The organism is Niallia sp. CD-39, from assembly GCF_059874745.1.
In genome coordinates, this window is sequence record NZ_JCBCPS010000010.1 from 18,332 (window position 1) to 32,280 (window position 13,949).

The window sequence follows — 13,949 nt, forward strand, 5'->3', positions numbered from 1 at the left end:
GAGGTTTTATTATGAGTAATTTAAGCGCATTTTTAAGTCCGAACGCATTGAAGGTAGAGAATGTTAAGCACGTAGCATCTAAACGATTCGTACAAGATGGTAAGCCGGTAGAGTGGGAAATCAAAAGTATTACGTCAGAAGAAGATGAGGCGTTAAGAAAGTCATGTACAAGAAGAGTACAAGTACCTGGTAAGAAGAATCAGTTTGTACCTGAAGTTGATTATAATAGCTATCTTGGGAAGTTAGCTGCAAAATGTACTGTGTTTCCTAACTTAAATGATGCTGATTTACAAAATAGTTATGGTGCTATGGGTGATGACAAGTTGCTAAAATCAATGTTAACTCCGGGAGAGTATGCAAATTACTTGTCTAAAGTACAAGAAGTAAACGGATTCGAAGTATCAATGGAAGAATTGGTTGAAGAAGCAAAAAACTAATAAATGAAGGCGATTTTGAAGCGAATGTTGCTTATTATTGTCTTCACAAATTCCATAGATGGCCTTCTGAGTTTCTAGGGCTTCCAGTTAGAGAAAAAGCATTAGTTGTAGCTGCAGTACTATTGAAAATTGAAAAGGATAAGAATGAAGCTAAGAAGGTTAAGTCTGGAGCAAAGAGGAAAAAATAAACTTTTCAGAAGTTATTGACAATTGAAGAAAAGATGATTATTATTTTGTGTAACTTTAGAAATAATTAATCAAGGACAAACGGAGTACCCGTGCCAACCTCGGTACGTTCCGTTTGTCCTTTTTGTTGTTACTTTTGAAAAGTGAATTATGAAAACGCAGGTTTGAAAGGAATTTTTTATACCAAGCACTTACAAAACTAGCGGAAACAGAATGATTTATAAAGTCTAATAAATTGAAGCTTCTGTATGTTCATCAACGTTATATGTTAATCCCAAATGAGAAACAACAGCGTCAATAAGCTCTTGTTCCATACTAACTTTAAATGATACAGGAATTGATGTTAACAGGTAAAATAGTTTATCTGTATATTGAGGGTGTATTCCGATATTGCTGACTTCATCTGAGAGTTCATAAAAAAATAAACTTACAGAGCATTTAAACGTATCGGTTATAGTTTCTGATTTATGTTTAATATCTGCTCCAATAATGCACTGTATCTCATTTGTTTTATGGTTTAATGTTTGGATATCTTCAACTACAAAATCATATTCCAATAGTTCCTGGATGAAAAGTTCATTGGGAGTGACTTTTAGGAAATTACATAGGGTATCGAATGTGTCAAATTGTATTCCCTTACTTTGATTGTAGTTTAGTGCAGTTAGTGTTGTTCTGGAAATACCAGTTTTACGTGATAATTCACTAATCTTAATATTACGTTCTGCTAACAGAACTGCAAGATTACATTTAATCAATTTAATCACCTCTTAGCAATATTGTATAATATGTTGTACATTTTTCAATGTTTTTATAGAAAATGTCTTGACTAGCAAACAAGTAGAAATGTATATTATAATTAATTATTGTTCAGCCTATTGAACAAAATGTTTTAAAAATATAATAAAGGGGGTGATTTTGTGCAAAACAACTTTCGTATCTTATTAGCAAAGAAAAAAATGAAAATGTCTGATGTAGTTGCTGGCACCGGTGTAAGTAGGAACACAATTAGAGCTTTATACTATGAGACTTCAAAGGGAATCCAATTTGATACACTTTTCAAAGTATGTGTTTTCTTAGAGTGCGGAGTTGAAGATTTATTAAATTGTGAAAATAAATTGGATTAGGAGGAGTAAAGATGAACGAATTAATTAGCAGCAATGTTAAAATGACAAGCGTGGAAATTGCAGAGCTTGTAGGTAAAAGACATGACAATGTTATACGTGATATTAAGAATGAGATCAAAGCATTGGATAATGAAATTGGTACCCTCATTTTTGAGGAGACCACATATAAGGATTCTTGGAACAGAGAAAAGCCTTGCTATACATTTGCAAAAGATGGAGCAATGCAACTGGCTTTGAAGTATGACGCCAAAACTCGGTACAAGGTAATTAAGCGAATTGAGGAACTAGAAAATAAGCAAACCTTTCAATTACCGACTAATTACAAAGAAGCTCTTATTCAGTTAGTTGGACAAGTGGAAGAAAACGAAAAGCTGCAATCAAAAAATCTAGTTCTTGTCCAAGAAAATAAAGAATTAAAACCTAAAGCAGCTTATACAGAAATGATTTTGAAAAATAAAGGGTTAGTCGCAGTAAATCAGATTGCAAAGGATTACGGGATGTCTGCACAAGAAATGAACAAGATATTGAATAAGTTTAAGGTCCAGTATAAACAAGGTAAACAATGGCTTTTATATAGAAAGTATGATTCGAATGGGTATGTTCATTCTGATACTATCTCGATTACACGAAGTGATGGTAGACCAGATGTGACTATGAATACCAAATGGACTCAAAAAGGAAGAATGTTTATTTATGAATTACTTAAATCAAAAGGAATTTTACCTTTAATTGAAAAGGAGCCAGAAGGGGCATGATAAATGAAATTAGGCAAAATAAAAACCCACTTTTTAAGCGGCAACTTAAAAAGTGAGCAGACATGGGTAATCCCCACGACCTTGTTACCACTATTATATCCTAATTATATGGATTTTAACAGTGGGGATTACCTCCAAAAAAGCGGAGGTGCAAAATGAGCACATTTGAAAACAAAATATATTCAATTGATAACTTTTTTGGTTTGTTAGATGAAGGAAGAGAGTCATTGTTAGAAGTCTTATCAAATTACAAGCCATTATCGCTTAAGCAATTGCGGGAAAAATTATCCTTTCTTACGAATCCTGCAGACTATGTTGATCAAAACGGTTTTTTTCAAACTCAAATGATTGAACTGGAACTAAATTTAATGGGAGAAGAAGGTTTAGAAATCATTGCTCAAATTATTTTTTCGATAATCTATGGGTATCATCAGCAATTCACACAAATGTTAGTAGCTCAATAATTATCCAAAGCACTCCTTTAAGGGGTGTTTTTTTATTGAAAGGGGTGATGTAAATGTAAATATGTTTTTGTAACGTATCTGGAACAAATGGAAAAAAAGTAATAGAAAACAATTCCTCCTTTGGTATACTTTATGGGGATGGGAGGGATTTGTATGAAAAGGATAATGTTTTTATTTCTTTCGATCGTTTTAGGTGTTTATCTAGTTTATACTATATTTTCAATATTTCGAAATATAGGGCAGTATGAAAGTCTAGGAGATTATATTATTGTATTTAGTGTGCTACTTCTTTTTATTGCGCTTGAAGTATTCCTCATAAAAAAATTTAAACAGCACAGTGATCCTGAATTTCTAAGGCTACAGAAAAGCAATAAAGAAAAAAGCAAAACTGCAAAGTTGGAAAAAACCAAGGCTATTCCAGGTTCAAAAGAGCGTATTCAATTGCTGGACGCGGATGTTTGCATAGTTGGCAAACACATGGCTGGTTTACCTGTGAATGAAGGTGCTGAAACCTACTTATATAGGTGTAAGGATAAAGTGATTTTCGAACGCAATGAAAAAACTTTTGAATTAGATTTAGAAAAAATCAGTGATATTACTATCAAAACAGATGTGGAGATACAGAAAAGTTATGTTAGTAGTGTAGGTGGTGCTGTCGGAGGCTATGTCCTATTTGGACCATTAGGTGCAATGGTTGGTGGAAGAGCAAAAGAAAAAAAGAGTGAAACTGTTGAAGAGTATCTGATTTTTGGATATGAAAAAGATAATGAAATACTGTATATCTCCTTTGATGTCACTTCTCAAAGAAACGCAATACTCTTTATTAACCTTCTTGACAATAAAGTTCAAGAGAAACAAGTTGTAAAATTGTAAATTTATAATTAGCCACTCTCTTATAAAAGAGGTGGCTTTTATTTTTGGGGAGGTGATGTATTTGGCTACAATCAAAGCATCTATCCAAATATTTGATGGAATGTCACCAGCATTAAGATCGATGAACAATGCTATGAATGTTGTACTGGACTCATTTGAGTCATTACAAAATGTTTCAAGTAATGCTATTGATACCGCAAGTATAACTGCAGCAAGAAATGAGTTAAATAAAGCTGAAATAGCATTCAATTCAATTGAAGCGGAAATTAGAAATGCTGATCAGCAACAACAAAATTTGAATGATTCAATACAAAAAGGAACTGGGTTTGCAGATGGACTTGGAAAAGCCATCATTGGTATTGCTAGTGCATATGGTGTTTTCAGTGGTCTTAGAGCAGGATTTGATCGTTTAATGAGTATTGACACTGCAACTGCAAAGCTACAAGCATTGGGTCATACTGGAAAATCTGTTTCTATGATTATGAATGATTCCCTAAAATCAGTTCAGGGTACTTCTTTCGGTTTAGATGAAGCAGTTAATACCGCAGCAAGTGCTGTAGCTGCTGGTGTTCGACCAGGGCAACAGTTGGAAAGGTATTTATCACTTACAGCAGATGCTGCTGCATTAGCAGGAACAAGTATGAGTGATATGGGTGCTATATTTAATAAAGTAACTACAAGTGGGATAATACAAGCAGGAGAATTGAATCAAATCTCAGACAGAGGGATTCCAATTTTTCAGATGCTATCTGATGAAATAGGAGTAACTGCTAATGAGATTAGAAATCTGGCATCAGATGGTAAAATCTCATCTGATATATTTTTAAATGCTGTTGAATCTGGTTTTGGTGGAGCAGCAGAAATTATGGGAACGGCATCATTTCAAGCGACTTTAGATAATATTGGAGCTTCAATTAGTCGTATATCAGCAAATTTCTTAAACGGTGCAGGTGAGGGTCAAGGTTTTTTTGATCAAGTAAAGCCCTTAATGGTCGATTTCCTTGGGACTTTAAAGGAATTTGAAAGTAAAGCAATGGAAATTGGTCAAAAAGTCGGTCAAGTGTTTATGTATACCTATGATGCAATAAGTACTGTAGCAGGTGTGTTTATTGATAATTGGTCCTTAATTGCTCCTATTGTCGGGACAGCTGCAGGTGCTATAGTCGTTTATACAGGAGCACTATTGGCTTTAAAGGCAGCAAGTGTAGTTCAAACCATATGGTTAGGATTAAAGACACTAGCATTTGGTTTATATACAGCCACTACGTGGTCAAGTGTTCAAGCTACTTTAGCATCTACAGGAGCTATCTGGGGGTTGAATGCAGCTTTGTATGCAAACCCAATATTTTGGGTTGTTGCGGCAGTTATTGTACTAATAGGTGTGCTTTATCTTGCAGTTGCTATAATCAACAAATTTGCAGGTACATCAATAAGTGCAACAGGTATAGTAGCGGGTGCTTTTTCTGTTTTAGGCTCGTTCATTTACAACATTTTTGCATATATCTGGAATGTAATTGCTTCAGTTGTTGAATTCTTTGCAAACGTCTGGAATAATCCTATCTATTCTGTACAAAGGCTTTTTGCAAATTTAGCATTAAACGTTCTTGATATGACCCTTTCAATGACTAAGGGTTGGGATTCTTTTGCAACAGGATTTGTTAATGCTATGATATGGGCCATAAACGGTGTTATTAAAGCCTGGAATGGATTGATTGATTTATTACCTGACACAGTTGTAAGTTTATTAAACATTGGTAAAGGAACAGAGTTCGCATATAGGGCTTCTATTAGTAGCGATTTAGGAATAATGAAATCAGGTATCGAAAAGTGGATGAGTAAATCACCAGAAAACTATTGGGAAGCTCCTAAAATGGAAATGAAGTCATTAAGTAACGCATGGGATGCGGGATATAGTTGGGGAGAAGGTGCTTCTGATTCATTTGATATGGATGGTTTGCTAGAGAATGCAGGTATGATCGATGAACTTGGAGCCAATTCTGATGCTCTCGGAAATCTTGGCGACATTGGCAATAAGACAGCTGGGAACACTGGCCGTATGGCTGACTCAATGGAAGCTACCGAAGAAGATTTGAAGTATCTACGCGACATTGCTGAACAAGAAGCGATTAATCGATACACGACAGCTGAGATCAATATCGATATGAGTGGAATGAGTAATAACATTAACAATGAAATGGACATTGATGGTGTAGTTGCTTATCTTGAAGAAAAAGTCGTCGAAGCATCTGAGATCGCATCGGAAGGAGCGCATGAATAATGTATGATTTTTTTCTAGATGATGTACAGTTACCCGTGGCTCCATCCCAGTTATCGATTAAGATACGAAATCAAAACAAAACGCTCAATCTTATCAATGAGGGTGAAATAAACATCTTAAAGACTGCAGGCCTTACGGAAGTTTCATTTACCGCGATTATACCTCAAGTGAGGTACCCATTCGCGGTTTATCGAGACGGCTTTAAGGATGCGGTCTTTTTCTTGGACAAATTCGAGCAATTAAAGGTCAATAAAAAGCCGTTTCAATTCATCGTTTCTCGCGTTGGACCATCCGGAAAAGTCTTTTTTGATACTAATATGTCAGTCTCACTTGAAGATTACACGATCAAAGAAGATGCAGGGAATGGCTTTGATTTAGAGATATCTTTTAATCTTAAACAATATCGATCATACGGTACAAAAAAAGTAGCCATTAAACAACAGGTGCAAGCTGCTAGCGTAACTAAAACCGCAAAGGTAACAACACCAAGACCATCTAATAAAGTCGCTCCGAAAAGCCATACAGTGGTTAGAGGAGATACTTTGTGGGCACTCTGCAAAAAATATCTTGGTAATGGTAATAGATATCCGGAAATCGCCAGATTAAACAACATCAAAAACCCCGACTTGATTTATACTGGGCAGGTAATTCGATTTGGCTAGGGTGGAGATAGCAATCCAAAATGGTTCAAACATTTATTATCCAGTTATCGAGGGTGGAGTAACTTGGGAGACTGACCGTAAAGGCGTGCCTGGAAAGATATCATTTAACACATTGAAAGATGATGACTTGTCATTTCAAGAAGGTAATGCAGTCACTATGAGAGTTGACGGCAAGAATATCTTTTATGGTTTTGTCTTTCAAAAAAAGCGAGACAAGCAGCAGAACATCCAAGTAACTGCTTATGATCAGTTGCGATACTTTAAAAACAAAGACACCTACGTCTACTCCAACAAGCGATTAGACGAGGTTGTGAGGATGATTGCATCTGACTTTCGATTGCAACTAGGTACTCTGCAAAATACAGGTTTTAAAATACCAAGTCGCATCGAGCAAAATAAAACACTCTTTGATATTGTTCAAACAGCACATGACATCACTTTGCAAAATACTCGTAAAATGTATGTCTTGTACGATGACTTTGGCAAGTTAACCCTTAGAAATATCGAGTCTATGAAACTTGATTTATTAATCGATGAGGAAACAGGTGAAAACTTTGACTATTCTTCATCGATTGATGGTGAGACGTACAATAAGATCAAGTTATCGTATGAGAATGAAAAGACAGGAAAACGGGAGATATACATTGCTCAAGATTCACGAAATATGAATAACTGGGGTGTGCTCCAATTTTACGAATCCATCAAAGAGAATGTTAATGGGAAAGCAAAAGCAAACGCTTTGCTGAGTCTTTATAACAAAAAGACAAGGAATCTAACAATCAGGAAAGCTTTTGGTGATACAAGAGTCAGAGCTGGTTCAGCTCCAGTTGTTAACCTTAACTTAGGGGATATGATGACTCAAAACTATATGATGGTCGAAAAGATAAAGCATACATTTGATGAAAATGAACACTGGATGGATATTACATTGAGAGGTGGTGAGTTTATTGCATAGTTTTGTAGAAACAATGAAACGAATCGCGCTAAAAGCAATTGCAGAGTCTCAGCCAATGGCTATTGAATTCGGCACAGTGTTAAGTGTCTCTCCATTAAAAATCAATGTAGAGCAAAAACTCACCTTGGATGCTACTCATCTTATCCTTACTAGTAATGTAAAAGACCATGAAGTGGACATTACACCAGATGGTGGCACACGGAGACGGCATACCGTTCATAATAACCTCAAAAACGGTGAAAAAGTAACCTTGTTAAAACAACAAGGCGGGCAGAAATATATTGTCCTAGATAGGGTGGTGACATAATGATACCAGTCGTTAACGATGATTTAATAAATGATTTTGAGGTTGAGCAAGAGCCTAGCAGGACGTATAAGCTTCATTTGGACAACCACCGTATATCAGGTTATATAGATGGTTTAGAATCTATTAAGCAGGCGACTTACGTAATCTTGAACACCGAAAGGTATGAGTACCTTATCTATTCTTGGGATTTTGGAATAGAGCTGGTTGATTTGTTTGGACAACCAATTTCATTTGTCATCCCGGAATTAAAAAGGCGAATAACTGAAGCATTGACACAAGATGATCGTATCGAAAGTGTTGATGCTTTTTCTTTTGAGGTGAGCAAAGGTAAGGTACATGCTTCGTTTACCGTCCATTCTATTTATGGAGATTTTGAAGAAGATCGTGTGGTGAATATTTGATGTATGAGGATAAAACATATGAAGACCTGCTACAAGAAAAGCTTGATGGTTTAAGTCCTAACATCGATAAGCGTGAGGGATCCATTGTCTTTAATGCGTTGGCAGGTAATGCAGTTGAAGCACAACTGCTATATATTGCATTGGATTCCATCCTTAATGAAACTTTTGCAGATACTGCCACTCGTGAGAATTTAATTAAAAGAGCAGCAGAACGTGGTCTTGCTCCTGATCCTGCATCAAAAACTAGATTAAAAGGTGTTTTTAACATTGACATACCAATTGGCAGTCGTTTCTCATTAAATGACCTTAACTATGTGGCGCTTGAGCGAATAGCAAACGGTGAATACATTTTGGAGTGTGAAACTGTAGGTAACGTTGGGAATCTTTATCTTGGTACGTTAATACCGATTGAATACATCGATGGTTTAACATCTGCTGTTCTTACAGAGGTATTGATACCTGGAGAAGATGAGGAAGACACAGAAGCCTTTCGCAGGCGATATTTTAACTCTTTTAACTCTCAATCCTTTGGTGGTAACAGACAGGATTACAAGGAAAAGGTGACATCTCTACAAGGTGTTGGAGGGGTTAAGATTTATCGTGCTTGGAATGGAGGAGGAACTATCAAGCTGGTGATCATTGATTCTTTGTATCAAAAACCATCATCTACATTGATAGATTCATTACAAGTTACGATTGATCCAATTGGTTTACAGGGCGAGGGTGTTGGGTTAGCTCCTATTGACCATATCGTGACGGTCTTTCCAGTCGATAATACGCAAATTAGTATTTCGACTAATATCACGTATCAAGATGGCTGGTCATGGCAGGACATTGAGCAATATGTTAATGATGCTATAGATGCCTACTTTATGGATTTAAGCCAATCATGGGCTGAGCAAGAAGAGATAGTAGTCAGGATCAGTCAAATAGAAACTCGGCTGTTAAACATACCTGGTGTTGTAGATATTGCAGACACTCTTTTAAATGATGAACCACAAAACGTAGTCTTGCATCCAGATGCCATACCTATAAGAGGTGATACAAGTGGATAGAGACATTGATGTATTAAGTTATTTACCTCCTGTCTTGCGTGATTTTAAGGAAAATCAAGAGATTGCTAAAGTTGAAAACCCGCAGGTCATTAGATTGTGGCAATCGGTTGAAAAGGCTATGGATGATCAATTTATTGAGTCTTCAACTGAAAATGGCGTGGCACGAAGAGAAAAGATGTTAGGTATATTGCCTGCTGGAACTGACTCACTGGAAACGCGTAAGTTTAGGCTTTTGACACGTTATAATGAGCAGGCTCCTTACACGCGAAGAGTGCTTTATCACTTGATGAATACGCTCTGTGGTGAGAATGGCTATACGATGGATATCGACTCAGTAAACAAGACAATTAAAGTTAGAATTGAGCTAACTGTAAGGGGAATGTTTAATGCTGTAGTTGACATGCTTGAGCGAATTACACCAGTTAATATGGTCCTTGATGTGCAATTGCGTTATAACCAGCACAGTACATTAGCAAAATATACACATGCACAATTAGCAGCATATACACACGAGCAATTAAGAAACGAGGTGCTTGCTTAATGGCGACAAACACACCAAATTTTAATTTAGTGAAACAAGACACTACAGAATTTTATGATGTAGCAATTGTAAATGATAATTTAGATAAAGTTGACGCAGCGCTTAAAGTAATCGATGAAAAAGCTAGTAATATCGACCTTAGTGAGGTAGCTACAAAAGAAGAGCTTAATGAACATAAGGCAGATTATTTGTACCAAATTCCAACAATCGTTGGCACGGAAATTCGTATTAACAAACTGTCTAATACAAATCGATTGTTCTTCCGAATGGACAACGATTTGTACGGCAATATCACTATCTCAACGAACAATGGTACAACTTCAAAACCCTTACGAGACTTTGAAGGTAATCAACTAGATCAGCTTGAAAAAGGATTCGTGGAGGTGGTAGCTGACGCGAATTTTTTTATTTTGCGGAATAAAAGTGGGTTAAGCGGTGCGGATAAACAGGCATTGATTGATATTGTTAATGAAGCGGAACGAAATGAGAGTGATTTGAAAACGCAGTATATCAATGCTGTAAAAGAAGCTGATCCTAGCCTTGCTTTACCACCGGAGGCTACATGGGCAGATATTTTAGTTCAAGTTCCTAATATTCGAACAGGGAGTAAAAAATTTAAAAGTGGTACAGGGAATACAACAACTCAAGGTACTTTCCGGACTGAAAACGGTAGTGCTACTTCAATCTATAAATTAGTTATTACAGATTTGGGATTCATTCCTAGTGTTGTAATTTTATATCGACCAGATGGTTACCCACTAACATCTATTGATACTAATGCACCTAAACTAAACGGATATGCAATTTCTAACGGAGCTAGCAACACAAGATATCGCTTTGGTGAAGGTGAATTTATTTTTACAGAAACCTCAATTACCGTACCAGGAGATTCAGTAAGCAGAACTGACGTCACATGGAAAGCTTATGAATAAGAAAGGAGGTAAACCATGCCATTAGATAACAGCGCATCAATAAAAGACATTATTGCCTCCTTGCAATCTATGGAGGGCATCAATGCTAAAGCTGATTTAGCGAGTGTCATCGGCAGTCCTGCAACTGCAAATGATACTATGGCAACGTTGGTCAATCAGATTCAGTCGGCTAAAAATGAATTAGCGAGTAAGACAGGTCAAGTAAATACTGCTCCTTTGCAATCTTTGGTTAGTAATACGGTTGTAGGGAAGAAATGGGCGAGTGGTGAACTTTTCACTTCTGAAAATGGATCGTTTTCTGTAACAGGAATAGGGTTTAGAGCTTCTACAGTAGTGGTTACAAATGGCCTTAACAGCTCTAGTAATAGAGGTGCTCATTACTTTACTATCGGTAATAATTATTTTGGTGGACTTGTGATAAACAGCAATGGGTACTCGTTTTCGCTTGTTGTAGACGAAGATGGATTTTCCACTACAATAGCAGGATCAGATTACAGGAACAGCACTATCTACTGGAAAGCATATGAATAAAAAGGAGGAATTATTTTTATGAGAACATTAGTTATTTATGATCAAACAGGGTTTATTCTTTCAACTCGTCAAGGACACCCCGATCCTCGTGAACCGATTGGCGTACCGTTTTTATGGGTAGACATTCCGCAGGGAAAAAGAGTGGTGAGTGTTGATACAACAACGCCACCGCATCAGCCGATTTTAGAGGATTTGCCTCCGTCAGAGATTGATACTTTAAGACTTGAACTTGCGCAATCAAACACCGAACTTTTCGAAATGATCTTGATGATGAGTGGAGGTAATAACTAATGTTTAACGAGAGCAGTCGCATTGTACAAGATTATGTTTTACTCATCAATAGTAAGTTAAAAACCCTCGATGACGTACCTGACTACAGCAATCTAAAGGCGGTTGTAGCAAGTGGTATCGAGGGTTAAATTTATATATCAAATAATAAAGGAGCTGTTTTTAATGACATTCAACCAAAATTCAAGAGTAGCAATTTCTTACGCGGTTTTAATTTTAGCGGGGCAAACAGAATTGGAGAACGTACCGAACGTCGGAAATCTTCGTGAGACAGTATCAGAAATCTTAACAGGAGAGTAAACGAAAACGCAGCATAAGCTAGCGTTATTTTTTATGTCATAAACGGAACATTATGCGATGGAAAATATATTTTGTACAACTACTATAAACTGTATGAATTACTGCCGATAACTAATTGAGATAATTAGTTCAATATACCTAATTTAGTTCAATGTTTCTAATTAACTCAATTATTTATATACGGGGGAACGAGGATGAAAAGAAAGTCAATTGCAGGTCTAGCAGTAATTGCTGCTTTATTACTGAATCCAATCTTATCAATACAGGGTTATGCTGCTAGTAACAATTTTACAGATATTGAAACGTCTTATGCAAAAGATGCCATTTTAGAGTTAGCTGAAAAGGGGATTGTTGTTGGTTTACCTTCAGGGCAATATAATCCAACGGGTTCGTTAACTCGTCAGGATTTTGCGATTGTCTTAGCAAGGGCTTTACAACTGGATGTTGATAATATACCAGCTAAACCTAGCTTCACTGATATATCTAAAGATAATTATGCTTATAAATATGTAGAAGCGGCAGCAAAGGCGAATCTTATTTATGGAATAGGTAATGGGAGATTTGCAGGTAATGATACACTTTCCAGACAAGATATGGCTGTAATGTTTGTTCGAGCGTTAGGAGTAGATGCAACCGGTTATGCGAGCAAGGTCAATTTCAGTGATGCTACTAATGTTTCTGAATATGCAAGGGATGCAGTTGGTTTCACTTTGGAAACTGGGTTGATTAAGGGAATTGGAAACAACACTTTTAACCCGAAAGGTACAGCTAGTCGTCAAGATGTTGCATTAGTGGCATCAAAATTTTTAGTTGTTCATGAGGAAATATCGAAGCCAACACCGGAGCCGACGCCAGAGCCGACGCCAGAGCCGACGCCAGAGCCGACGCCAGAGCCAACACCAGAGCCAGTACAACCACCAGTTGTAGTACCGCCTATTAATCCATCGATACCTAACGAGGCTCCAGTAGCATCAAACGTAATCATTAGTACCGAAGCTAGTAATGATCCGAGTATAAAAGTTGGGCACACACTAGCTGGTTTTTATGATTATTCAGATAAAGAAAACGATCCTGAAGGATCCTCAATTTATAAGTGGTATCGTGCTAATGATGTAGCAGGGTCTGAAAAGGAAGAAATTACAGGAGCTACATCAAGTGACTATGTTGTAACAGCAGAAGATATTAATAAGTATATATTCTTCGAAGTAATTCCTATCGCACAAACTGGAACAATACAAGGTGAACCAGTCACAAGTCTATACAGTATTGGACCGATACAAAGTTCAAGAGAGTTACCTTATGCTTATGCTGATGTGAGTAATAGAGATATTCCAGTGGAATTAGGCGGAACAAATATTCCGTTTCCTTCTAACCAGGTATTAGAGGGGATTAGTATAGATACTGGAAATACTACTTTTACTGTATCCGAAGAAGGACGATATCTAATAACATATCAAATATATTTTGACACAGACATAGACACAGACATAGAGGATTATTTTGGATTTAGTGTAATGTTAAATGGACAAAGACTAGATAATAGTCATATTATACTCAGTAAGACAACTAGCAATTTCGGGAATGAATTGTTACTTGATTTAAATGCTGGAGATACTATCTCATTGCAATTTTATGGGGTGTTTTATCCTGTAGAATTAAAATTATCTGATTTAGTTCCTACTCGTCTGGAAATTGAAAAGGTAGTATATTAATACGTAACGAACGTACAAGATTATATATTTACATGAAGGAGCTCTTAACAAAGGGCTCTTTTTATTTTGAAAGAGATAGAAAGGGGAAAGTGTCTTGGAGGCGACTACAGTGAATAGATATGACAAGGAAATTGTTGAAATGAAAAAT

19 protein-coding genes are annotated in these 13,949 nt (G+C 36.5%); 18 read left to right on the forward strand and 1 reads right to left on the reverse strand.

The features are described 5' to 3' along the window. Positions 1 to 11: 11 nt before the first annotated feature. On the forward strand, positions 12 to 437 hold the full coding sequence (locus tag AC6F34_RS15915; RefSeq protein WP_500773922.1) for a phage tail assembly chaperone: 426 nt from the start codon (positions 12 to 14) through the stop codon (positions 435 to 437). A 413-nt stretch (positions 438 to 850) separates the two neighbouring features. On the opposite strand, the gene AC6F34_RS15920 is transcribed toward AC6F34_RS15915, so the two are convergent. Continuing rightward, positions 851 to 1,378, reverse strand: a complete 528-nt coding sequence (locus AC6F34_RS15920; RefSeq protein ID WP_500773924.1) for a helix-turn-helix domain-containing protein — start codon at positions 1,376 to 1,378, stop codon at positions 851 to 853. A gap of 162 nt (positions 1,379 to 1,540) precedes the next feature. On the opposite strand from AC6F34_RS15920, the gene AC6F34_RS15925 reads away from it, so the two are divergent. From AC6F34_RS15925 to AC6F34_RS16005, 17 genes are all read left to right on the forward strand, one after another. After that, entirely contained in the window at positions 1,541 to 1,747 is a 207-nt protein-coding gene (locus AC6F34_RS15925) for a helix-turn-helix domain-containing protein (protein WP_500773926.1), read from the forward strand. A gap of 11 nt (positions 1,748 to 1,758) precedes the next feature. Further along, positions 1,759 to 2,502, forward strand: coding sequence for a phage antirepressor KilAC domain-containing protein (locus AC6F34_RS15930; RefSeq protein WP_500773928.1), 744 nt, complete (start codon positions 1,759 to 1,761; stop codon positions 2,500 to 2,502). 155 nt (positions 2,503 to 2,657) lie between these two features. After that, positions 2,658 to 2,966: a hypothetical protein gene (locus tag AC6F34_RS15935; RefSeq protein WP_500773930.1), complete on the forward strand. Its 309-nt coding sequence runs from the start codon at positions 2,658 to 2,660 to the stop codon at positions 2,964 to 2,966. A gap of 153 nt (positions 2,967 to 3,119) precedes the next feature. Next, a complete protein-coding gene (locus AC6F34_RS15940) occupies positions 3,120 to 3,839 on the forward strand; it encodes a hypothetical protein (protein ID WP_500773932.1) in 720 nt (239 codons plus the stop codon). A 61-nt stretch (positions 3,840 to 3,900) separates the two neighbouring features. Beyond that, positions 3,901 to 6,117 (forward strand): tape measure protein, encoded by a 2,217-nt coding sequence (locus AC6F34_RS15945; protein WP_500773934.1) that lies wholly within the window; start codon positions 3,901 to 3,903, stop codon positions 6,115 to 6,117. Next, on the forward strand, positions 6,117 to 6,779 hold the full coding sequence (locus AC6F34_RS15950; RefSeq protein WP_500773936.1) for a LysM peptidoglycan-binding domain-containing protein: 663 nt from the start codon (positions 6,117 to 6,119) through the stop codon (positions 6,777 to 6,779). The genes AC6F34_RS15945 and AC6F34_RS15950 overlap by 1 nt, the downstream gene beginning before the upstream one ends. 1 nt (position 6,780) lies before the next feature. Next, the gene (locus tag AC6F34_RS15955; RefSeq protein ID WP_500773956.1) at positions 6,781 to 7,734 is read left to right on the forward strand and encodes an XkdQ/YqbQ family protein; all 954 of its coding nucleotides are present in this window, start codon (positions 6,781 to 6,783) and stop codon (positions 7,732 to 7,734) included. Beyond that, a complete protein-coding gene (locus AC6F34_RS15960; protein ID WP_500773938.1) occupies positions 7,727 to 8,041 on the forward strand; it encodes a DUF2577 domain-containing protein in 315 nt (104 codons plus the stop codon). Before AC6F34_RS15955 ends, AC6F34_RS15960 begins: the two co-directional genes overlap by 8 nt. Then, entirely contained in the window at positions 8,041 to 8,442 is a 402-nt protein-coding gene (locus AC6F34_RS15965) for a DUF2634 domain-containing protein (RefSeq protein ID WP_500773940.1), read from the forward strand. The genes AC6F34_RS15960 and AC6F34_RS15965 overlap by 1 nt, the downstream gene beginning before the upstream one ends. Further along, positions 8,442 to 9,497 carry a baseplate J/gp47 family protein gene (locus AC6F34_RS15970; RefSeq protein WP_500773958.1) on the forward strand — a complete coding sequence of 352 codons (1,056 nt, stop codon included), beginning with the start codon at positions 8,442 to 8,444 and terminating at the stop codon, positions 9,495 to 9,497. The genes AC6F34_RS15965 and AC6F34_RS15970 overlap by 1 nt, the downstream gene beginning before the upstream one ends. Next, a complete protein-coding gene (locus tag AC6F34_RS15975) occupies positions 9,490 to 10,038 on the forward strand; it encodes a putative phage tail protein (protein WP_500773942.1) in 549 nt (182 codons plus the stop codon). The genes AC6F34_RS15970 and AC6F34_RS15975 overlap by 8 nt, the downstream gene beginning before the upstream one ends. Continuing rightward, positions 10,038 to 10,970, forward strand: coding sequence for a hypothetical protein (locus AC6F34_RS15980; RefSeq protein ID WP_500773944.1), 933 nt, complete (start codon positions 10,038 to 10,040; stop codon positions 10,968 to 10,970). Before AC6F34_RS15975 ends, AC6F34_RS15980 begins: the two co-directional genes overlap by 1 nt. A gap of 15 nt (positions 10,971 to 10,985) precedes the next feature. Further along, complete coding sequence (locus AC6F34_RS15985; protein WP_500773946.1) at positions 10,986 to 11,501, forward strand: hypothetical protein; 516 nt, start codon at positions 10,986 to 10,988, stop codon at positions 11,499 to 11,501. Positions 11,502 to 11,519: 18 nt separating this feature from the next. Beyond that, positions 11,520 to 11,792, forward strand: coding sequence for a hypothetical protein (locus tag AC6F34_RS15990; RefSeq protein WP_500773948.1), 273 nt, complete (start codon positions 11,520 to 11,522; stop codon positions 11,790 to 11,792). Then, entirely contained in the window at positions 11,792 to 11,920 is a 129-nt protein-coding gene (locus AC6F34_RS15995; protein WP_500773950.1) for a hypothetical protein, read from the forward strand. Before AC6F34_RS15990 ends, AC6F34_RS15995 begins: the two co-directional genes overlap by 1 nt. A 34-nt stretch (positions 11,921 to 11,954) precedes the next feature. Next, on the forward strand, positions 11,955 to 12,089 hold the full coding sequence (locus AC6F34_RS16000; protein ID WP_500773952.1) for a hypothetical protein: 135 nt from the start codon (positions 11,955 to 11,957) through the stop codon (positions 12,087 to 12,089). Between the two features lie 194 nt (positions 12,090 to 12,283). Then, positions 12,284 to 13,801 carry an S-layer homology domain-containing protein gene (locus AC6F34_RS16005; protein WP_500773954.1) on the forward strand — a complete coding sequence of 506 codons (1,518 nt, stop codon included), beginning with the start codon at positions 12,284 to 12,286 and terminating at the stop codon, positions 13,799 to 13,801. Positions 13,802 to 13,949 lie beyond the last annotated feature (148 nt).